The sequence below is a fragment of the Allobosea sp. RAF48 genome (assembly GCF_052114025.1).
GTDB lineage: Bacteria > Pseudomonadota > Alphaproteobacteria > Rhizobiales > Beijerinckiaceae > Allobosea.
In genome coordinates, this window is record NZ_JBFRDZ010000014.1 from 50,195 (window position 1) to 70,337 (window position 20,143).

19 protein-coding genes are annotated in these 20,143 nt (G+C 66.0%); 8 read left to right on the plus strand and 11 right to left on the minus strand.

Annotation, left to right across the window (positions count from 1 at the left end; all coding sequences use genetic code 11):
* The first annotated feature begins 9 nt into the window (after window positions 1-9).
* The 6 genes from AB4Z10_RS23025 (at window position 10) to AB4Z10_RS23050 (ending at window position 5,871) form a co-directional block, all read left to right on the plus strand.
* Window positions 10-843 (plus strand): polysaccharide deacetylase family protein, encoded by an 834-nt coding sequence (locus AB4Z10_RS23025; protein ID WP_441472727.1) that lies wholly within the window; start codon window positions 10-12, stop codon window positions 841-843.
* The gene (locus AB4Z10_RS23030) at window positions 840-1,601 is read left to right on the plus strand and encodes an SDR family NAD(P)-dependent oxidoreductase (RefSeq protein ID WP_441472728.1); all 762 of its coding nucleotides are present in this window, start codon (window positions 840-842) and stop codon (window positions 1,599-1,601) included. The genes AB4Z10_RS23025 and AB4Z10_RS23030 overlap by 4 nt, the downstream gene beginning before the upstream one ends.
* Window positions 1,602-1,770: 169 nt before the next feature.
* Window positions 1,771-2,523, plus strand: a complete 753-nt coding sequence (locus AB4Z10_RS23035) for an SDR family NAD(P)-dependent oxidoreductase (protein ID WP_441472729.1) — start codon at window positions 1,771-1,773, stop codon at window positions 2,521-2,523.
* Between the two features lie 8 nt (window positions 2,524-2,531).
* Window positions 2,532-3,965, plus strand: a complete 1,434-nt coding sequence (locus AB4Z10_RS23040) for an amidase (protein ID WP_441472730.1) — start codon at window positions 2,532-2,534, stop codon at window positions 3,963-3,965.
* Window positions 3,893-4,117, plus strand: a complete 225-nt coding sequence (locus AB4Z10_RS23045; RefSeq protein WP_441472731.1) for an ATP-binding protein — start codon at window positions 3,893-3,895, stop codon at window positions 4,115-4,117. The genes AB4Z10_RS23040 and AB4Z10_RS23045 overlap by 73 nt, the downstream gene beginning before the upstream one ends.
* Before the next feature lie 221 nt (window positions 4,118-4,338).
* Window positions 4,339-5,871, plus strand: a complete 1,533-nt coding sequence (locus AB4Z10_RS23050; RefSeq protein ID WP_441472732.1) for a CYTH and CHAD domain-containing protein — start codon at window positions 4,339-4,341, stop codon at window positions 5,869-5,871.
* A 412-nt stretch (window positions 5,872-6,283) separates the two neighbouring features.
* Here AB4Z10_RS23050 and AB4Z10_RS23055 read toward each other — a convergent pair whose 3' ends face one another.
* Window positions 6,284-9,430 (minus strand): efflux RND transporter permease subunit, encoded by a 3,147-nt coding sequence (locus tag AB4Z10_RS23055; RefSeq protein WP_441472733.1) that lies wholly within the window; start codon window positions 9,428-9,430, stop codon window positions 6,284-6,286.
* A gap of 3 nt (window positions 9,431-9,433) precedes the next feature.
* Window positions 9,434-10,594, minus strand: coding sequence for an efflux RND transporter periplasmic adaptor subunit (locus AB4Z10_RS23060; protein ID WP_441472734.1), 1,161 nt, complete (start codon window positions 10,592-10,594; stop codon window positions 9,434-9,436).
* Between the two features lie 501 nt (window positions 10,595-11,095).
* On the opposite strand from AB4Z10_RS23060, the gene aspT reads away from it, so the two are divergent.
* A complete protein-coding gene (gene aspT / locus AB4Z10_RS23065; RefSeq protein ID WP_441472735.1) occupies window positions 11,096-12,784 on the plus strand; it encodes an aspartate-alanine antiporter in 1,689 nt (562 codons plus the stop codon).
* Between the two features lie 20 nt (window positions 12,785-12,804).
* Window positions 12,805-14,445, plus strand: a complete 1,641-nt coding sequence (locus tag AB4Z10_RS23070; RefSeq protein WP_441472736.1) for a bifunctional aspartate transaminase/aspartate 4-decarboxylase — start codon at window positions 12,805-12,807, stop codon at window positions 14,443-14,445.
* 63 nt (window positions 14,446-14,508) lie between these two features.
* On the opposite strand, the gene AB4Z10_RS23075 is transcribed toward AB4Z10_RS23070, so the two are convergent.
* From AB4Z10_RS23075 to AB4Z10_RS23115, 9 genes are all read right to left on the minus strand, one after another.
* Window positions 14,509-14,922 carry a DUF1801 domain-containing protein gene (locus AB4Z10_RS23075; RefSeq protein ID WP_441472737.1) on the minus strand — a complete coding sequence of 138 codons (414 nt, stop codon included), beginning with the start codon at window positions 14,920-14,922 and terminating at the stop codon, window positions 14,509-14,511.
* A gap of 50 nt (window positions 14,923-14,972) precedes the next feature.
* The gene (locus AB4Z10_RS23080) at window positions 14,973-15,425 is read right to left on the minus strand and encodes a DUF1801 domain-containing protein (RefSeq protein ID WP_441472738.1); all 453 of its coding nucleotides are present in this window, start codon (window positions 15,423-15,425) and stop codon (window positions 14,973-14,975) included.
* A gap of 57 nt (window positions 15,426-15,482) precedes the next feature.
* Window positions 15,483-15,893, minus strand: coding sequence for an SRPBCC family protein (locus tag AB4Z10_RS23085; RefSeq protein WP_441472739.1), 411 nt, complete (start codon window positions 15,891-15,893; stop codon window positions 15,483-15,485).
* Window positions 15,890-16,216 (minus strand): ArsR/SmtB family transcription factor, encoded by a 327-nt coding sequence (locus tag AB4Z10_RS23090; RefSeq protein ID WP_441472740.1) that lies wholly within the window; start codon window positions 16,214-16,216, stop codon window positions 15,890-15,892. Before AB4Z10_RS23090 ends, AB4Z10_RS23085 begins: the two co-directional genes overlap by 4 nt.
* A gap of 96 nt (window positions 16,217-16,312) precedes the next feature.
* Window positions 16,313-16,654 carry a cupin domain-containing protein gene (locus AB4Z10_RS23095; protein WP_441472741.1) on the minus strand — a complete coding sequence of 114 codons (342 nt, stop codon included), beginning with the start codon at window positions 16,652-16,654 and terminating at the stop codon, window positions 16,313-16,315.
* 12 nt (window positions 16,655-16,666) lie between these two features.
* Entirely contained in the window at window positions 16,667-17,437 is a 771-nt protein-coding gene (kduD, locus tag AB4Z10_RS23100) for a 2-dehydro-3-deoxy-D-gluconate 5-dehydrogenase KduD (RefSeq protein ID WP_441472742.1), read from the minus strand.
* Window positions 17,437-18,273, minus strand: coding sequence for a 5-dehydro-4-deoxy-D-glucuronate isomerase (kduI, locus tag AB4Z10_RS23105; RefSeq protein WP_441472743.1), 837 nt, complete (start codon window positions 18,271-18,273; stop codon window positions 17,437-17,439). The genes kduD and kduI overlap by 1 nt, the downstream gene beginning before the upstream one ends.
* A gap of 10 nt (window positions 18,274-18,283) precedes the next feature.
* The gene (locus AB4Z10_RS23110) at window positions 18,284-19,564 is read right to left on the minus strand and encodes a TRAP transporter large permease (protein WP_441472744.1); all 1,281 of its coding nucleotides are present in this window, start codon (window positions 19,562-19,564) and stop codon (window positions 18,284-18,286) included.
* A 3-nt stretch (window positions 19,565-19,567) separates the two neighbouring features.
* Complete coding sequence (locus tag AB4Z10_RS23115; RefSeq protein ID WP_441472745.1) at window positions 19,568-20,101, minus strand: TRAP transporter small permease; 534 nt, start codon at window positions 20,099-20,101, stop codon at window positions 19,568-19,570.
* Window positions 20,102-20,143 lie beyond the last annotated feature (42 nt).

Genomic DNA, 20,143 nt, shown 5'->3' on the forward strand with positions numbered 1-20,143 from the left:
GGAACCGTCATGCCGCTGACCTCCAAGGGTTTCCCGCTCTTCCTGACCTTCGATCTCGACGCCGAGACGATGTGGACCGGCCGCGACCCGGCCTATGCCGACCGGCCGATCCTGATGTCGCAGGGCGCCTATGGCTGGAAGGTCGGCACCGGCCGCGTGCTCGACCTGCTCGACCGCTACGGCATCAAGGCGACCTTCTTCGTGCCGGGCCTGATCATCGACCAGCGCGAAGGACTGATGGAGGAGATCCTGAAGCGCGGCCATGAGCTTGCCCACCACAGCTACAGCCACACCTGGATCCTGAACCTCTCGCCGGATGAGGAGCGCGAGGAGATGGAGAAGGCGTACCAGTCGATCAAGCGCGTCAGCGGCCGGGCGCCCCGCGGCTGGCGCTCGCCGGCGGCCGAGATCAGCCCGATCACCATGCCGATGCTGGTCGAATACGGCTTCGACTATTCCTCCAATTTCTTCGACGACGACTCGCCCTATCTCCATACGGTCGAGGGCAAGGAGACGAAGATCGTCGAACTGCCCTTCCGCTGGGTGCTCGATGACGCGCCCTTCTTCCAGTACTCGATCGTGCTGCCCGGCCGCACCATGCAGCCGCCCTCGGCCCTGCTCGAAGCCTGGAAGGGCGAGTTCGACGTGCTCTATGCCGAGGACCGGATGATGATGGTCGGCATGCATCCCGAGATGATCGGCCAGCCCTCGCGCATCAAGGCGCTGGAAGGGCTGATCGAGCACGCGCTGAAGCATCCGAATGTCTGGATCGGCCGCTGCGACGAGATGGTCGACGACATGCGCCCCGGCCTCGAGAAGGCGCGTGCGGAGGCCAAGGCATGAGTGGCCCGCTCGCCGGCCGGCGCATCCTGATCACCGGCGCGGCCAAGGGCATCGGCCTTGCCACTGTCGAACGCTTCGTCAAGGAGGGCGCGCAAGTTGCAGCACTCGACCGTGACGCCAGGGCGCTGGCGCAGCTGGCGGAAAGGTTTGAGGCAGACAAGCTTGCGATCTTCGAGGTCGATGTGTCCGATCCCGCTTCAGTCGGCGCGGCCGTCGCCAAAGCTGCCGCAGCGCTCGGCGGCCTCGACGGCGTCGTCAACTCTGCGGGTATCGACCTCATCGCCGATATCGAGGCCATGGCGCTCGCCGACTGGAATCGCATCATTGCGGTCAACCTGACCGGTCCGATGCTGGTGGCGCAGGCCGCCTATCCGCATCTCAAGGCGGCGGGCGGCGGCACCATCGTCAACGTCTCGTCGGGCGCCGGCCTCTCGCCGCTGAAGCATCGCACCGCCTATTGCGCTTCCAAAGCCGGCTTGCAGATGGCGGCCAAGGCGCTCGCCATGGAGGCGGCGGAATTCGGCATCCGCGTCAACACGATCTGCCCCGGCGCGGTCGAGACCGAGCTGTTCCGCACCAGCATCGAAACCGCGCCCGATCCCGTCGCGGCCTATGAGGCCGTGCGCGCCCGCTACGCCCTCCAGCGCGTGGCCTCTCCCGAGGAGATCGCCGCCGCGATCCTGTGGCTGACGAGCGCGGAATCCTCCTATGTCACCGGCACGGCCATCGCAGTCGATGGCGGCCGGACCTTCCACTGATCCCAATGGCCTTCGAAACCGACCTGTCATCATTGCGAGCGCAGCGAAGCAATCCAGGGGGACGTAGAGCTCTGCCGCTCCTGGATTGCTTCGCTGCGCTCGCAATGACGGCAAATCGGCATCGGTTCATCTCGAGAGCCGTCGGTATGACAGGAGCAGGGAGCCGGCCATGACGAGCGGACGCTTCACCGGCAGCGTCGTCGCCATCACCGGCGCGGCGCACGGCATCGGCGCGGCGACGGCGCGGCGCTTCCTCGACGAGGGCGCGCGGGTCGCGGTGATCGACCGTGAGGCCGACGGCTTCGCGGAAAGCTTCGCTGGACAGCCGGACGACAGCCTTCTGACCATGGCCGGTGACTGCACCGATGCGGCCGTGCTCGCCGATTTCCATGCCCGCACGGTTGCGGCCTTCGGCCCTGTCGACATCCTCTTCAACAACGTCGGCCAGAGCGGGCGCGAGCGCGCCGCGCCGTTCCACGAGTCGCAGGAAGAAGTCTGGCGTTTCGTGCTGGAGGTCTCGCTCTTCACCGCGATGCGGATGAGCCGCCTCGTCGTGCCCTCCATGCGCGAGCGCGGCGGGCGCATCGTCAACATGTCGAGCGACGCGGCGCTCGTCGGCGATGCCGGCCTCACAGACTACGCCGCCGCCAAGATGGGCATCATCGGCTTCACCCGCTCGCTCGCCCGCGAGCTCGCGCCGCATCGCGTCACCGTCAACGCGGTCGCGCCCGGAGCCATCCGCACCCGCGCCCATGACAGGCTGACGCCGGCGGTGATCGAGAAGATCAAGGCGACGACGCCGGCCGGCTTCATCGCCGAGCCGGAGGATGTCGCCGGCTGCGTCGCCTTCTTGGCCAGTGACGATGCCCGCTACGTCACCGGCCAGACGCTGCTGATCGATGGCGGCCGCTGGATGATCTGAGGACAGCCATGACCGATATCGCCGATCTCTCCGCTGTCGATCTCGCTGCCGCGATCCGGGCCAGGACCGTCTCGCCGGTCGAAGCGGTCGAGGCCGCGCTTGCCCGTATCGAGGAGAACGCCGGGCTCAACGCCTTCATGGCCGTCTGCGCCGAGCGGGCCCGCGCCGAGGCGAAGGAGGCGGAAGCGAAGGTGATGCGGGGCGAGCCGCTCGGCGCGCTCCACGGCATCCCGTTCTCGGTCAAGGACCTGACCAACACAGAGGGCGTCGCGACCACGCAGGGTTCGGCCCTCTTTGCCGGCAATGTTCCGAAGGCCGATGCGGTCGCGGTCGCCCGCGCACGGTCCGCTGGCGCCATTCTGATCGGCAAAACGACGACGCCGGAGTTCGGTCACAAGCCCTTCACTGAGGGTCCCTTCTTCGGCCGCACCCTCAATCCGCATAGCCACGCCCATACCTGCGGCGGCTCTTCGGGCGGAGCCGCGGTTGCGGTCGCCGCCGGCATGGGCCAGCTCGCCCTCGGCAGCGATGGCGGCGGCTCTATCCGCATTCCCGCCGCCTGCTGCGGGGTCGTCGGCCTGAAGGCGACTCTGGGTGCCATCCCCAACCTGCAGGCTCCAGATCTCTTCGGCGCGAACTCCTTCGTCGGGCCGATGGCGCGTGATGTCGCCGATACCCGGCTGATGTTCGACGTCCTGCGCGGCCCCGACCGGCGCGACCCCTACGGTCAGGCGCCGACCTTCCCGGAGCGCCGGCTCGGCGAGGGCGAGAAGCCGCGCATCGGCTTCCTCCTGCGCTGTGGCAATATCCTCGATCCGGATATCGAGGCGGCGGTCGTCGCGGCCATGAAACGGGCGGAAGCGCTCGGCTGGGTCGTCGAGCCGATCGAGCTCGATCTGGTTTCGCTCGAGCCGCATTTTCTCGTCTTCCTGCGCTCGCTGCTGCTGGCACGGCTTGGCGGCCATGCCGAGAAAACGCCGGAGAAGCTCGATCCGACGCTGCTCGCCACGATCGAGGTCGGTCGCGCCTATAGCGCCGCCGAACTCTGCCAGGCCCAGTTCGCGCGGACCGATTGCTTCGCCAAGGTGCAGAACATCCTCTCGCGCTTCGACCTGATCGCCTCTCCGACCTTGTCGGCACCGGCACTGCCGGTCGGCCTCGATCCGCTCGGCCCGATCGAGATCGCAGGCAAGCCGGCGGGGACGATCCGCGGCGCATGGTACCCCTACACCTTCCCGTTCAACCTTACGGGCCATCCGGCCTTGTCGCTCCCCTGCGGCTTCAGCCGCGACAAGCTGCCGATCGGCCTCCAGCTCGTCGGCCGCTGGCATGAGGATGGCTACCTGCAGGATGTCGCGGCGCGGTTGGAGTGCGTGCTCGACCCCTTCGTCGGTTCGCGGGATCGCGCGGTCGCCGGACCGGCGGTTCGGGGCTCGGCCTGACGATCGCCCAGGCCGGCGCTCGATCGCATGACGGGGCGATCACAGTGGAGAACCGTCCGGAAGGCGGCCTCCGCGTCACGTTTTCCATACCGAAGCTCGCGTGCGCGGCTGAGGGCAGTGCCTACCGCCCCCGTGTGACCTGCCTCGGCTGAGCGCGCGAAGCGGGGCGTTTGGAACGCCCGTCGGAAACCACACCCAACGAGAGCGGCCGCCCCTTTCGGCCTGCTTTCGTTGCTGGATGGGGACTGGGCTTGCTTGAGTATTGTGCCTTGGGGCCCCTCGCCGATTTGACCTTCCTCATCGTCACGAGCCGGCTGACGCGATAAGCTCCTTCTCCCATTCTTGTCTTGGCTGAGATCGTCGGGGCCAAAGCATGAGCGATCCGAAGGAAGTCGAGCTGAAGCTGGTTTGCGAGCCGTCGGACCTGGCTGCGTTGCGAGAGTGGCCACGTCTTGCCGCTGAGGCGCGGAGCACGGATCAATTGGAGTCGGTCTACTTCGACACCTCCGAGCGCCTGCTGCAGGCTTGCGGTTACGTTCTGCGGGTGAGGCAAACCGGTGATGGCCACGTCCAGACGGTGAAGGCAGGCGGTGACGGGCTGATCGAGCGGCGCGAATGGGAGGAGCCGGTCGACGGTCCCGAGCCCGATCGCGATGCCCTGCGCAGGACACCGCTGGCTAAGCTGCTCGGCAGGAAGGCGAAGCTCGCCCCGTTGTTCACTGTGTCGGTCGAACGTGCCACTTGCCTGATCAGCCAGGGGAGCTCGCAGATTGAGATCGCGCTGGACCAGGGATTTGTGACAAATCCTTGCGCGGAGAATGGTTCGGACGCCGAGGCGATCAGCGAGATCGAGCTCGAGCTGAAGAAGGGAGCAGCCGGAGACCTCTTCACTCTGGCGCGTGAAATCTGCGAGCGCGTGCCCGTGCGTCTCGGCGTCGTGAGCAAGGCGGAGCGCGGGTTCGGCTTGATCGATGGGGAAGGCGACCGGGCTCACAGGGCCGAGCCGATCGCCTTGTCGGACGACATGTCGGCCGCTGACGCATTCCGCGCCATCGCCCATGGCTGCCTGCGCCAGCTGCGGCCGAACGAGGACGTTCTGCTTGGCCGCCACGATGTCGACGCCTTGCATCAGGCGCGCGTCGCTATCCGCAGACTCCGCTCGGCCATGTCACTGTTCAAGGATCTGCTGGCCGACGATCGGTTCGAGGGCATCAAGGCGCAATTGAAGCGCCTTTCGCAGCCTTTTGGGCGCACCCGCAACCTCGATGTCTTTCTCACGGAAACGCTGCCTGCGGAGATGTCCCGGCATCCTGATCATGCCGAGCTCCTGAGCTTGGAAAAGCATCTCCAGAGCCAGTGCGCCGAGGCCTATCTCGCGGTGGTCTGGACGCTGCGTTCGGAGGAGTGGCGGCGCTTCCTGATCGATCTGGTCGCTTGGATCAACGCCGGGCCGTGGCTGTCCGGGCAGGGCGGCGCCGAGCGCGACCAGCCCGCGCGTCCCTTTGCGTCGGGGGTGCTCGACAAGCGCAGGCGGCAGGTCGAGAAGCGTGGCCGGAACCTCGCGACATTGAGCATCGAGGAGCGGCACCAGCTCCGCATCGCGGCCAAGAAGCTGCGCTATGGCGCCGAGTTCTTCGCCAGCCTCTATGAAGGCAAGAAGGAGCGCAAATTCCAGAAGGCCTTTGCATCGGCCTTTGCGAAACTGCAGAGCAGCCTCGGTGGGCTCAATGACATCGCTGCCGGCCAGCAGATTCTGGAGCGCGTGGTGGGCTCGGATGCCGTTGGTTCCGTCCAGTTCGCCGCAGGTCTGGCGTTGGCCGATGTCGAGGCGAAGGAGCAGAAGCTACTCGCCTCCGCCGTCGAGGCGCAGGGCGAGCTGATCGCGCTTCAACCGTTCTGGCGCTAAGGAGATATGGACGGCAGATGACCTCCAGCGCATGAGCATTGGGCATCTCCGCAGCGAATGTTGCTGCGCGGGCGCATTCGTCTCCCGGTTGGGAGTCGCCAGCGCAGGCGCCGGAGATCAATCGGGATCGGTCACACATCGGGCGGGTTGACCCATGGAACCCGATAACGCCCGGCAGGCGATGGGCCGTCTGCTTCAAACCCGCTGCCTCTGGTCTCTCGCGATCTGTCGATCGAGGAGATCGACATTCACCGCCGCATTGAGAGGTCTCGCGAACCACTCGCGCCGCCGCGGAGCGGCAACTGGCTCGAAGGCCTTCTGGCATCTCTGACGAGCCAGGCGGCGAAGGGTTCGCGATGGCCGTTTTGGGAGGCTCCTGCCGGACGCCTATCGCTCTCAGTTACCCCCCGATCTATATGGCCGCCTCCGGCGGTTTCTCCTCGGGGCGGGTCGAGGGGCGCAGGCGCTCGCGCAGGGATTGGAAGACCACATAGAGCGCCGGGATCACGAAGATGCCGATGCAGGCGGCCGCCAGCATGCCGCCGAAGACGGGCGTGCTGACATTGCGCCTGGCGAGCATCGCCGGCCCTTCGGCGACGACGAGGGGCAGCAAGCCGAGGATGAAGGCGAAGGAGGTCATCATCACCGGGCGGAAGCGCAGGCGCGCGCCTTCCGTGGCCGCATGCAGCAACGGATGCCCCTTCTCGCGCATCTCCTTGGAGAACTCGACGATCAGGATGCCGTTCTTCGCCGCAAGGCCGATCAGCACGACGATGCCGATCTGGGCATAGAGATCGAGCGTCAAACCGGCGACCACGATCGCGACGAAGGCGCCGAGCAGGCCGACCGCGACCGAGAGCAGGACCGGGATCGGGATCGTCCAGCTCTCGTAGAGCGCGACGAGGAAGAGATAGGCGAACAGCAGGGCGAAGGCGAGGATGATCCCGGTCTGTCCCTCCGCCCGCTTCTCCTGGAACGATACGTCCGTCCAGGCGCCGCGATAGTTCGCCGGCAAGGTCTTGGCCGAAACGGCCTCCATGGCGGCAAGGGCTGCGCCGGACGAGACGCCGGGCGCGGGCGAGCCCTGCAGGGTCACGGCGAGGCGGTTGTTGTAGCGGATCAGCGCCTGCGGGCCGACCACGACTTTGGCTTCGACGAAGCTGCGTAGCGGGATCATGTTGCCGCTGCGGCTGCGGACATTGATGCGGTAGATGTCGTCGACCGAGGCGCGGTCGCTCCCTTCCGCCTGGACCTGCACCTGCCAGGTTCGGCCGAACAGGTTCATGTCGTTGACGTAGTAGCCGCCGAGCGAGGCCTGCAGGGCCTGGAAGACGTTGTTCAGCTCGACGCCGAGGATCTGGACCTTGTCACGGTCGATGTCGAGATAGATCGACGGGGCGGAATCCGAGAAGGTCGAGAAGACCCGTCGCAGCTGCGGATCCTGGTTGGCCGCGATCGTGAGGCCCCGCAGCGCCCGGGCGAGGGCCTTCGGATCGGACGTGCCCATGTCCATCACGACGTAGCTGAAGCCGCCGCCGCTGCCGAGGCCGATGATCGGCGGCGGGGCGAGCGCCACCACGTTGCCTTCGCGCACCGCCCGCAGCTTCTGCGACAGCCGGGCGATGATCGCCTCTGCGGAATCCTCGCGGCTCGGACGCTGATCGAAAGGCTTCAGCGAGATCATGACGAAGGCGGCATTGGGCTGAGAATAATTGTCGAGGAAGTTGAGGCCGATGACTGTGGAGTAATCCGCGATCGCGCTTTCGGTCTTCAGGATGCTCTCGACCTGGGCCATGGCCGTGGAGGTGCGGCCGATCGAGGCGCCGTCGGGCAGCTGGGCGACGATGAAGAAGGCGCCCTGGTCGTCGTCCGGCAGGAAGCCGGTCGGCGTTATGCGGCTCATCGCATAGATGCCGGCGCCGAAGGCCGCCGTCAGCACGAGGCTGATGGCGGAGACCCGCACGAGCCGCGCGACGGCGGAGCCGTAGCGGTCGCGTACCCAGTCGATCCCGCGCATGAGGCGGGCGATCGGCCCGTGCCGCGGCCCTTCGTGGCGCTTGAGCAGCACGGCGCAGAGCGCCGGCGACAGCGTCAGCGCATTGATGGCCGAGAGCACCATCGCCACCGCCACCGTGACCGCGAACTGGCGGAACAGCTCGCCGGAGATGCCGGGGATGAAGGCGACCGGCACGAAGACCGAGAGTAGCACCAGCGTGATCGCGATGATCGGGGCTACGATCTCGCTCATCGCCTTCTTGGTCGCCTGCGCCGGGGTCAGATCCGGATGCTCCTCCATCACGCGCTCGACGTTCTCGATCACCACGATCGCGTCGTCGACGACGATGCCGATCGCGAGAACCACGGCCAGCAGCGACACCGTATTGGCGGAGTAGCCGATGGCGTTGAGGACGACGAACGCGCCGATGAGGCTGACCGGAACGGCGACCGTCGGGATCAGCGTTGCCCGGAAGTTCCCGAGGAACAGGAAGACGACGAGGACGACGAGGACGAAGGCCTCGAGCAGCGTTTTCTGCACCTCGTGGATCGTCGCGGTGACGAAGGCCGTCGGGTCGTAGGTAACCTTCCAGTCGAGCCCTTCCGGGAAGGATTTCGACAGGTCGCCTACCGTCTTCTTGACGGCGTCGAGCGCGGCGATCGCATTGGCGCCGGGTGACTGGTAGACGCCGATCAGGACCGCGGGGCCGCCGTTCAGCCGCGTGTCGCGGTCGAGATTGGCGGCGCCGAGCTCGAGCCGCGCGACATCGGAGAGCCGCAGGATCGAGCCGTCCGGATTGGTGCGCAGCACGATCTTGCCGAACTCCTCCGGCGAGGTCAGCCGGCCCTTGGTCTGGATATTCAGCTGCAGCTGCTGATCGTCCGCGATCGGGCGGGCGCCGATGCGCCCGACGGCGGCCTGGGTGTTCTGGGACTGGATCGCGCTGATGATATCGCCGGTCGTCAGATTGAGGCCGGTCAGGTTGTCGGTGCGGATCCAGGCCCGCATCGAATAATCCTGCGCGCCGAACAGTGCGGCGTCGCCGACGCCGGGCGTGGAGCGGATCGAGTCGAGCAGGTTGATCGTGACATAGTTCGAGACGAACAGCGTGTCGTAGGTGTTCTTCGGCGCATAGACCGCGATCACGCCGAGCAGGGCCGAGGACTTCTTCTTCACCGTCACGCCGTTGCGCTGCACGTCCTGGGGCAGCTTCGACAGCGCGACCTGCACGCGGTTGTTGACGTTGACGCTGTTGATGTCCGGGTTGGTTCCCAGTTCGAAGGAGACGAGCAGCGAATAGCTGCCGTCATTGCCGCTGACGCTCTTCATGTAGAGCATCTTGTCGGTGCCGACGATCTGGGCTTCGAGCGGCTGGGCCACGGTCTGCTCGATCACCGCCGCCGAGGCGCCGGGATAGGAGGCGGTCACCGAGACCTGCGGCGGCACGATGTCGGGATACTGGGCCACCGGGATGGCGAAGAGCGACAAGAGGCCGGCGATCGTGGTGACGAGCGCGATGACGATGGCCAGGCGCGGCCGGTCGACGAAGACGGAGGTGAACATGGCTCAGCTCCGGCCGACCGGCGGAGGCACGGGCGAAGCCAGGACCGGCGTCCCCGGCCGCAGGTTCTGCAGCCCTTCGACGACGATCTGCTCGTTGCCGACGAGGCCCTGCTCGACGACGACATCGGCGCCGACCTCGGCGCCGATCTTGATGCGCTTGACCACGGCCTTGCCGTCCTCGACCGCGAAGACATAGGGGCCCTGCTGATCGGCGATCAGCGCCGATTGCGGGATCAGAACCTTCTCTTCGGGCTTGTCGGCCTGGACGGTGACGCGCACGAGCGTGCCGTCGATGAGCTTTCCGTCCGGGTTCGGAACCTCCGCGCGCACCAGGACCGTGTCGGTGGAGCGATCGACCGAGACGTCGACGAAGTCGACGCGGCCCTTGTAGTTATAGGTGCTGCCGTCCGCAAATCTGAGACTGACGGAGGGAGGGTTCTTCAGTTCCGCGACCGAGTTCGTCTTCAGCCCCAGAAACTCGCGCTGGCTGACCGGGAAGTTGACGTACATCGGGTCGCTGCTGACGATCTGCGCCAGCAYGCCGCTGTCGGGGCCGACGACATTGCCCTTGGTGAACTTGGTCCGGCCTATCCGGCCCGAGATCGGCGCCGTGATCTCGGTGTAGCCGAGATTGATCTGCGCAGTCTTGAGGTTGGCCTCGGCCGTCGTCTGATCGCCCAGCGCTCCCTTCTCATCGGCGACACGCTGGTCGCGGACGGCGACGGAGCCTGCGCTGGTGCGCAGGAGGTCTTCGGCGCGTTGCCGCTGCACTGTCGCGTTCTGCAAAGCGCCTTGCGCGCGTTCCAGAGCGCCCTGGGCCTGCTCGACGGCTGCTTCGAATGGGGGGCGCTCGATGCGGAAGAGGGGTGTGCCTTCCTTGACGTTTGCACCGTCCTTGAAGAGCACTTCTTCGAGGTATCCGGTGACGCGTGCGCGGATGTCGACGCGATTGACGGCTTCGATGCGGCCGACGAAATCGGCGGTTTTCTCGATCGGCCGCTTTTCAGCGGAGACGGTGCCCACCGGAATCTTCGCCGGGGCGGCCTGTTGGGCGAGGGCGGTGGTCGCGGGACTCAAGACGAGGCTGCCGGCCAGGGCCATCGCCGCAAGGCAGAGAATTCCAGGGCGCAGTCTTCCATCCGCGCGCTGCGAAAATCCAGGCATCCGCTTTCCCCTGCCATCTTGACCGCCGCATCGGCTCCATCACGGGGATGGGCCGGGTCGCGGCAATACTGGGCGTTTTTTTCCAAGGGCGCTACAGCCTTGTTCGGGCTGTCGCAAACGGTGCTTGTTGATGTCGGCCATTGTTCATGCCGAAGAACGGTCTTGGTCGGAGCTGGCCGAGGCTTTGGCGGCATTGATCCCGGTGACGGTGGAGCTCGCTCAGAACCTCGGAATATAGCTGCCATGGCACAGCTTTGATGGGGGGTGGAAATTGGCGCGAGACATCACCCTTTTATAAAATTGTCGTCAAAGTGACAGTTTTGAATTCTGCCAGGTTGAATATTGTTTCTGGCATCGATCTTCTCGCTGTGCGTGCCTACAGAGGCAGTGCTGCGAATATCGGTCCTTGAGTCATACGTGAATTCGCGTCTAGAGTTCCGTCTGCTGTTATCGCTTGTTTGATTTCAATCAGTTCAGTTTCCAGAATTTGGGAGGCGATCTGTGGCGGCGCTATCGTCGATTTTTCATCAATCTCCGGAAATAGCTCTCTTCCTGTCATTGGCGGTGGGTTACTGGGTCGGCAAATTCCAGTTCGGGAAGTTCCAGCTCGGGGGCGTCGCCGGCTCCCTGCTTGCGGCGGTTGTGATCAGCCAGGTCGGCGTCACGATCGACAACGGCATCAAATCGGTCCTGTTCGCACTGTTCATCTATGCAGTCGGCTTCGAGAGCGGGCCGCAGTTCTTCCGCTCGCTGGGGCGGCAATCGATCCGCGAGATCGTCATGGCCGCGGTGCTGGCTCTCAGCGGCCTCGCCACCGTCGTCATCCTCGCCAGGATGTTCGGGCTCGACAAAGGTCTCGCGGCCGGCATCGCAGCGGGCGGGTTGACGCAATCGGCGATCATCGGCACCGCGAGCGCGGCCATCGGCAAGCTCGGGCTGGCGGCGGATGAAGTCCAGCGCCTGCAGGGCAATGTCGCCATCGGCTATGCCGTCACCTACATCTTCGGCTCCTTCGGCGCGATCATCGTCTGCGTCAACATCCTGCCCTGGCTCATGGGCCGCAGCATCCGGGACGATGCCATCAAGGCCGAGGCCGAGATGCTCGCGGGCATCCGGGTCTATGGCGCCGGCGAGCATCCGGCTGCGCCTGATCTGGTCGGTCGCTTGTTCAAGGTGGAGGGTGTCGCAGGGCGCTCGATCGCGGAAGTCGAGGCGCTGGCCGGTCCTGCCGCCTTCGCCATCGAGCGGCTCAAGCGCGACGGCTCCGTGATCGGCGTCGAACCGGACCTCAAGCTCAAGGCCGGGGACACCATCCTCGTCGTCGGCAGGCGTGCGGGCGTCGTTGGCGCAGCCGGCAAGATCGGCCCCGAGCTGCAGTCCTCCGAGGGTATGGATCTGGTCGTGCTCAGCCGCGACGTCGCCATCGCCAACCGGGACTTCATCGGCAAGACCGTGAAGCAGATCAGAGATGCGACGGCCGGCAATCTCCGCCACGGCATCTACGTCACCGGCCTGCAGCGCGCCGGCAAGCCGCTTCCGTTGGCTGAAGATACCGTCGTCGAAGCCGGCGACGTCGCGACGCTCTACGGCACGGCGGAAGATGTCCAGCGCGTGGCGAAGGTCGTCGGCACCCTGCTGGTCTCCAGCGACAAGACCGATTTCGTCTTCCACGGCGCCGGTCTGGTCCTGGGTCTGTTGATCGGCCTGCTGGTTGTTCGTATCGGCGATGTCCCGCTGACGCTCGGCAGTGGCGGCGGCGCGCTGCTGTCCGGCCTGCTCTTCGGCTGGTATCGCAGCCGCAATCTCGCCATCGGCAACATGCCGACGGCGGCCTCGACACTGCTGCGCGATCTTGGCCTTGCCGGCTTCGTCGCGGTGGTCGGGCTCCAGTCGGGGCACCAGGCCGTCACCACCATCGCCCAGAGTGGCCTGTCGATCTTCCTGATCGGCGTGGTCGTCACGCTCCTGCCGTTGATCATCACCATGCTCGTCGGGCGCTACATCCTGCGCTACGACAATACGGCCGTTTTTGCTGGCGCATTGTCCGGCTCGCGCAGCGCCAACCCCGCCTTCGGCGAGGTTCTGGACAAGGCCGGGAACTCCATCCCGACCACCCCTTTCGCCATCACCTACGCGCTGGCGAACGTTTTCCTGACATTGCTCGGCCCGCTCGTCGTGGCCTTCACCTGATTTGATCGAGGAGACGTATTATGGCGACTGATTACAGCAAATGCGCCAAGCTCAGCCCCTTCGAGCTCAAGGACGAACTGATCAAGCTGGCTTCAAGCCGCGAAAACCGCCTGATGCTCAATGCCGGGCGCGGCAATCCGAACTTCCTGGCGACGCTGCCGCGCCGGGCCTTCTTCCGGCTCGGCCTCTTCGCCACGGCGGAGGCGGAGCTCTCCTACTCCTATATGCCCAACGGCATCGGCGGCCTGCCGCAGATCGAGGGCATCGAGGGCCGGTTCGAGCGCTTCATCGCCGAGAACCGGGAGATGCCGGGCGTGGTCTTTCTCGGCCGCGCGCTGAGCTATGTCAGGGACCAGCTCGGCCTCTCGGCTTCCGAGTTCCTGCACGAGATGGTCGAGGGCATCCTCGGCTGCAACTATCCGGTTCCGCCGCGCATGCTCAAGGTGAGCGAGGAGATCGTTCGCCACTACATCGTCAAGGAGATGATCGGCGGCTTCATCCCGCCGGGCAGCATCGATCTCTTCGCGGTCGAGGGCGGCACCGCCGCGATGACCTACATCTTCAACACGCTGAAGCAGAACGGCCTGGTCAAGCGCGGCGACAAGGTCGCGATCGGCATGCCGGTCTTCACGCCCTATATCGAAATCCCCGAGCTCGACGAATACGGGCTGGTCGAGGTCGCGATCGATGCCGATCCCGAGAAGGGCTGGCAGTATCCGGATTCCGAGCTGGAGAAGCTCAAGGACCCGGCGATCAAGGTCTTCTTCTGCATCAACCCGAGCAATCCGCCCTCGGTGAAGATGGACGATCGCAGCCTCGAGAAGGTCGCCGCGATCGTGCGCGAGCACCGGCCGGACCTGTTTATCCTGACGGACGACGTCTACGGCACCTTTGCGGATGATTTCCGGTCGCTCTTCGCGACCTGCCCGCACAACACGATGCTGGTCTACTCCTTTTCGAAGTATTTCGGCGCGACCGGCTGGCGCCTCGGCGTCGTCGCGACGCACAAGGATTCCATCTTCGACAAGGCGCTGGCCGATCTTCCGAAGAGCGCCAAGCAGGCGCTGGACCGGCGCTACGGCTCGCTTCTGCCGGATGTCAGCCAGCTGCGCTTCATCGACCGGCTCGTCGCCGACAGCCGCACCGTGGCGCTCAATCACACGGCCGGTCTCTCGACGCCGCAGCAGGTCCAGATGGTGCTGTTCTCGCTCTTCGCGCTCATGGACGAGGCCGACGGCTACAAGGCTGAGCTGAAGAAGCTGATCCGTCGCCGCGAGGCGGCTCTCTATCGCGAGCTCGGCGTCCCCCAGGGCAACGACGAGAATGCGGTCGATTACTACACGCTGCTCGATCTCGAGGCGGTGGCCCGGGACCTCCACGGGCCGGAGTTCGCCGCCTGGGTGAAGAAGAACGTCAACCCGGACGAGCTGCTGTTCAGGATCGCCGACGAGACCGGCATCGTGCTCCTCCCCGGCCGCGGCTTCGGCACGCGCCAGCCGGCGGGGCGCGCCTCGCTCGCCAATCTGAACGAGTACCAATACGCCAACATCGGCCGGTCCCTGCGCGGCATGGCCGAGGAGTTCCACGTGGTCTTCGAGAAGGGCGGCGGCTCCTCCGGCAAGAAGGGCGGCGGCAAGGCTGGAAAGAAGTCCAAGGGCTGAGTCGACCCGGTGCCGGGGCTCGTGGCTTTAGTCCCGGGCTCCGATCGATAATGAGCCGGCCGCTCAGCCCGGGCGGCCGGCTCGCTTCGCTTTCGGCGCATTCAGCGCGACGGCGGCGCGGATCAGCTCGGCCAGGGCCTTTTCGTCGATCGCCTCGCCCACGTGGAAATCGATGGCCCGGCGGACATTGCCCTCCAGGCTGGAATTGAACAGGCCGGACGGGTCTTCCAGCGCCGCGCCCTTGGCGAAGGTCAGCTTGACCACGCTCTTGTAGGTCTCGCCGGTGCAGATCATGCCGTCGCGATACCAGACCGGCACGCCGCGCCATTTCCATTCCTCGACGACGTCGGGAACGGTCTGCTGGATCAGGGCGCGAAGTCGGGCAAGCATCTCGCCCCGCCAGTCGCCGAGCTCCCTGATCCGCCCGTCGATCAGTTCGGATGGTGATTGCTCGCTCTGGGTAACGGTGCTTGTCATGATCGCTCTCCGTTGCCGCGTGCTCCTGGGCTGCGGCGGTTCCTGCGCAACTAGATGATCCAGCCTGGCAGCTTCGCGGCCTGCTCGACCCAGCGCGCCATTGAGGCTGCGTCGGTCAGGCCATGCTCATCGATGTGAACGTAGCGGGTGTTCTTGTCCTTCGACGCGATGGGCGGCAGCGGGTCGAGCGCCACACCGTTGAAGAAGGCGATTTTGACGTAGCGTGCGAAGCAATGGACGCCGAGGAACCAGCCGTGCTCGCTGGTGCCGTAGAGGGGCGAGTTCCATTTGACCGCCTTGCGCAGGTCGGGGACGGTCCGCTCGATCAGCGCGTCGAGCTGCTTCCCCGCTGCGCTCTTCCATTCCGGCATCGCGGCGATATAGGCCTGCACGGCCGCATCGCCCTCGGCCTTCGCGATCTGCGGGTTGCCGCCCGAGAGCAGGACAGGCTTGGCGGGGCCGCCCGCATCGACCTCGATCGATGGTCTCGTTTTCCTCGCCAAACCGCTCTCCTCCGGCAAACCGATCTCCAAACGGCGCGGCTGAACGGCGGGCGTTTCTCAGCCCATCCGCGCGAGCACGTCTTCCAGCGCTGCGAAGAAACGCGGCCATCCGCCCTGGGCGCCCTGGAAGTAGCGCGGCTGGTCCGCCCGGAAGCCTGCCTGTTCCATGCGCAGCCACGTGCCGGAGCCGGCCGGCGTCAGCGTCCAGGTCACCACCGTCTTCAGTCTGTGATCGCCCCATGTGTAGGACAGCGTCCGGGCCGGCTCGACCTCCAGCACCTCGCACTGGACGGCGCCCCATTCGGCGCTGAAATCGAAGCGGTGTCCCACGATCGGCTGGAAATCGTTCTTCATCAGCCACTCTGCGATCAGATGCGGCTGCGTCAGGGCGCGCCAGAGCTTCTCCGGCGGATGCGGGAACTCCCGCTCGACGACGACGGAACGGATCTCGTCCGATGTTTCGTTCATTGATCCATTCTCCTCAGCAGATCCTCGAGATCGTCGAAGCGGTTTTCCCAGAAGCCGCCCATCTGGCCGGTCCAGTCGATCAGCGGCGCCAGAGCCCGGGGCTGCGCGCTGTAATGCATCTGGCGGCCTGCCTGCCGGTCTCGCACCAGCCCGGCCTGCTTCAGCACGGCGAGGTGTTTCGACACGGCCGGCTGCGAGACGCCGGCGCGGACCGTCAGCGCGCCCACAGTCTGCTCGCCGTCCCGGCATAGCCATTCGAACAGAGCCCGCCGCGTCGGGTCGGCGAGGGTCCTGAAGAGCTGGTCGTGATCGGTCGCTATCAAAATGCATAACCCGTCAGTTATTGATTGAACCAATAACTGACGGGTTATGTAAGAGTCAACTCGAGAGGAACTGTGTTGCCCGGACGCGCGTCGCCGTCAGGAAACGAAGTCCTGCCGCATCGGCGTGAAGACGTCGACGAGCGTTCCCGCTTCGATGGCGGTCGCGCCGTGCACGGCATCCGGCGGCACGGTGAAGCTGTCGCCGGCCCTGAGCCGTTCGGTGCGCCCGGAGATGGTGATGTCGAACACGCCGCTCTCGACCAGCGAGCACTGGATATGAGGATGGCTGTGCGCCGGACCGACGGCGGCGGCCTGGAAGCGCACCCGCACCATCATGACTTCGTCGCGGTAGGTCAGGACCTTGCGCGTCACGCCTTCGCCGGCCGGCTCCCAGCCGAGATCGGCGTCGCGGGCGAAGGGCTCGTTCTTGCGATCCATGTCGGTTCTCCCTCAGCGCGCGAGCCAGCCGCCATCGACGGGCAGGACGACGCCATGGACATAGGCCGCGGCGTCGGAGGCGAGAAACACGGCGGCCCCGCCCAGTTCCCCGGGATTGCCCCAGTGTCCGGCCGGGATGCGGGCCAGGATTGCAGCATTGCGCTCGGGATCGGCGCGCAGGGCCTCGGTGTTGTTGGTGACGAAATAGCCGGGCGCGATGGCGTTGACGTTGATGCCCTTGGCTGCCCATTCGCAGGCGAGCAGCCGCGTCAGCCCGGCAAGCCCGCTCTTCGACGCCGTATAGGAGGGGATGCGGATGCCGCCCTGGAACGAGAGCAGCGAGGCGATGTTGATCACCTTGCCGCCCTTGCCGTCGGCGAGCATGCGCTTCGCCACCCCTTGCGTCAGGAAGAAGGTCGACTTCAGGTTGACGTCCATCACCGCGTCCCAATCGGCCTCGGTGAAGTCGATCGCGTCGGCGCGGCGGATGATGCCGGCATTGTTGACGAGGATATCGAGCCGCGAGCCGTCGGCCTTCGCCGCCGCGTCGGCTTCCTCGACGATCCCGGCGATCGGCTCCAGCGTGGCGAGGTCGGCCGTGATCTCATGGAAGGGGCGCCCCGTCCCGGCGACCAGCGCCTTCGTCTCGGCCATGCTGGAACGGCCGACCGCGACGATGCCGGCGCCCGCCTGCGCGAGCGCGACCGCGATCGCCTGGCCGAGACCCGTGTTGGCCCCGGTGACGATCGCGGTCCGGCCGCCCAAATCGAAGGGTGAGCGCATCAGCGCAGGTCCCCGGTCGCGACCATGTCCATGTCGGTGTAGTCGACATTGTCGCCGCCCATGCCCCAGATGAAGGAATAGGCCTTCGTCCCGACGCCGGAATGGATCGACCAGCCGGGCGAGAGGATCGCCTGCTCGTTGGCGACGACGAGATGGCGGGTCTCCTGCGGCTCGCCCATCAGGTGGAAGACGCGGGCGTCGGCGGGGACGTCGAAATAGAGATAGATCTCGCAGCGCCGGTCATGGACATGCGAGGGCATGGTGTTCCAGATGCTGCCCTCTTCGAGCGTCGTCACACCCATCACGAGCTGGCAGGTCTCGCAGATTCCGGGGATGATGTACTGGCGGATGACGCGCTTGTTGGCGGTTGCCTGCTCGCCGAGCGCGATCGTCTTGGCGTCGGCCTCCCGGATGACCTTGGTCGGGTGCACGGCATGGGCCGGCGTCGAGAGCAGGTAAAACTTGGCGGGATTGCCGGCATCGTCGCTGACGAAGGAGACTTCGCCCGCTTCCTTGCCGACATAGAGCGCATCGCGTTTGGCGAGTGCGTAGTCCTTGCCGCCGACCGAGACCTTGCCGGGACCGCCGACATTGACAATGCCGAGCTCGCGCCGCCTGAGGAAGGCGTCGGTGCCGACCGCCTTCGGCGTCGGTAGCACGACGGCTTTGCTGGTCGGCATGGCGCCGCCGACGATGACGCGGTCGAGATGGCTATAGGTCAGCTTGATCTCGCCCGCGGCGAACAGCGTCTCGATCAGGAAGTGGCGCCGCAGCTCCGCCGTGTCGAAGCCCTTGACGGCCTCGGGGTGCGAAACCTGGCGAATTTCGATGGTCATGATCAGTCCTTCAGTGGAACAGGCGCGGCAGCCAGAGCGACAGGCCGGGCACATAGGTGACGAGCAGGAGCACGGCGATGCTGGCGCCGTAGAAGGGCCAGATCGTCCGCATGGACTCGCCGATGGAAATGCGGCCGATGGCGCAGGCGACGAACTGCACCGACCCGACCGGCGGCGTGTTGAGGCCGATGCCGGCGTTGAGGATCAGGATCACGCCGAAATGCACGGGATCGACGCCGAAGGCCTTCACCACCGGCAGGAAGATCGGCGTGCAGATGATGATCATCGGCGCCATGTCCATGAAGGTGCCGAGCACCAGCAGGATCAGGTTGATCATCAGCAAGATGGTGATCGGGTTGTCCGATACCGCCTTCATCGCGGCGATGGTCGCCTGCGGCACCTCCAGGAAAGCCATCAGCCAGCCGAAGGCGCCGGCCGTGCCGATCACCAGCAGCACCATCGCCGTCGTGCGCACCGCGCCCAGCGTCGCCTCGACGAAAGCGGTCCAGGTGAGCTGGCGATAGACGAAGATGGTGATGAGGATGGCGTAGACGACGGCGACGCAAGAGGATTCCGTCGCGGTGAAGATCCCGGAACGGACGCCGCCGAAGATGATGCCGATCAAGAGGATGCCGGGCAGCGCCAGCACGACATAGCGGCCGACGGTCGCGAAGCCCGGGAAGGGCTCGCGCGGATAGCCGCGCTTCACCGCGACCGCCCAGGCTGCCACCATCAGCGCGGCGCAAAGCAGCAGGCCCGGCACGACGCCGGCCGTGAACAGGTCCGCGATCGAGAGATTGCCGCCCGCCGAGAGCGAATAGATGATCATGTTGTGCGATGGCGGGATCAGCAGTGCGATGATCGCCGCATTCGCGGTGACGTTGACGGCGTAGTCGGCATCGTAGCCGCGCTTCTTCATCTGGGGGATCATCAGCCCGCCGACAGCCGAGGCGTCGGCCACGGCCGAGCCGGAGATGCCGCCGAAGAGCGTGCAGGTGACGACGTTGACCTGGCCGAGGCCGCCGCGCAGATGGCCGACGAGGCTCGCCGCCATCTGGATCAGCCGCTCGGCGATGCCGCCGCGGATCATCAGGTCGCCAGCATAGATGAAGAACGGGATCGCCATCATGGCGAAGGCGTTCATGCCGGAATTCATCTGCTGGAAGACGACCACCGGCGGCAGGCCCATATAGGCGACGGTCGCGACCGAGGCGATGCCCAGGCAGAAGGCGACGGGGATGCCGACCAGCAGCAAGAGCGAGAAGACGCCGAAGAGAATCCAGAGTTCCATGGCTCAGGCCTCCTGGCTTTCGCCGAAATGGACGAAGCCCAGCGGAGCCTGCTGCTCGCCGGTGACGAAGAGGAGGAGCTTTTCCAGCGCGAACAGGGCGATCAGCGCGCCGCCCGCCGCGATCGGCACATAGTCCCAGCCGCGCGAGATGCCGATGATCGGCATCCGGTCGCTCCAGGTGCCGGCCGCGAGCTGCCAGCCATAGCCGAGCATGGCGATGCCGAAGGCGCAGACAAGGCCTTCACCCAGCACGATCAGCACGGCGCGCAGCGGCGGCGGCGACATCACCAGCCCGACCTCGAAGCCGAGATGGTCGCTTTCCCGCACGCCGACGGCGGCGCCGAGCAGGATGAACCAGGACATCAGGAACAGCGATCCGGCCTCGACCCAGATCGGCGTATCGTTGAGGACGTAGCGGCCGAACACCCCCCAGGCGACCATCACGGTCATCAGGACGAGGCCTGCCCCGGCGGCGATCAGCGCGAAGAGGCTGAGCTTGGCGTCGAGGCGTGTCAAAAACGCAGTGAAAGCGCGCATGGAATCTGCCCGGGCTGGCAAGGGGCCAAAGCGGGGCGGCCA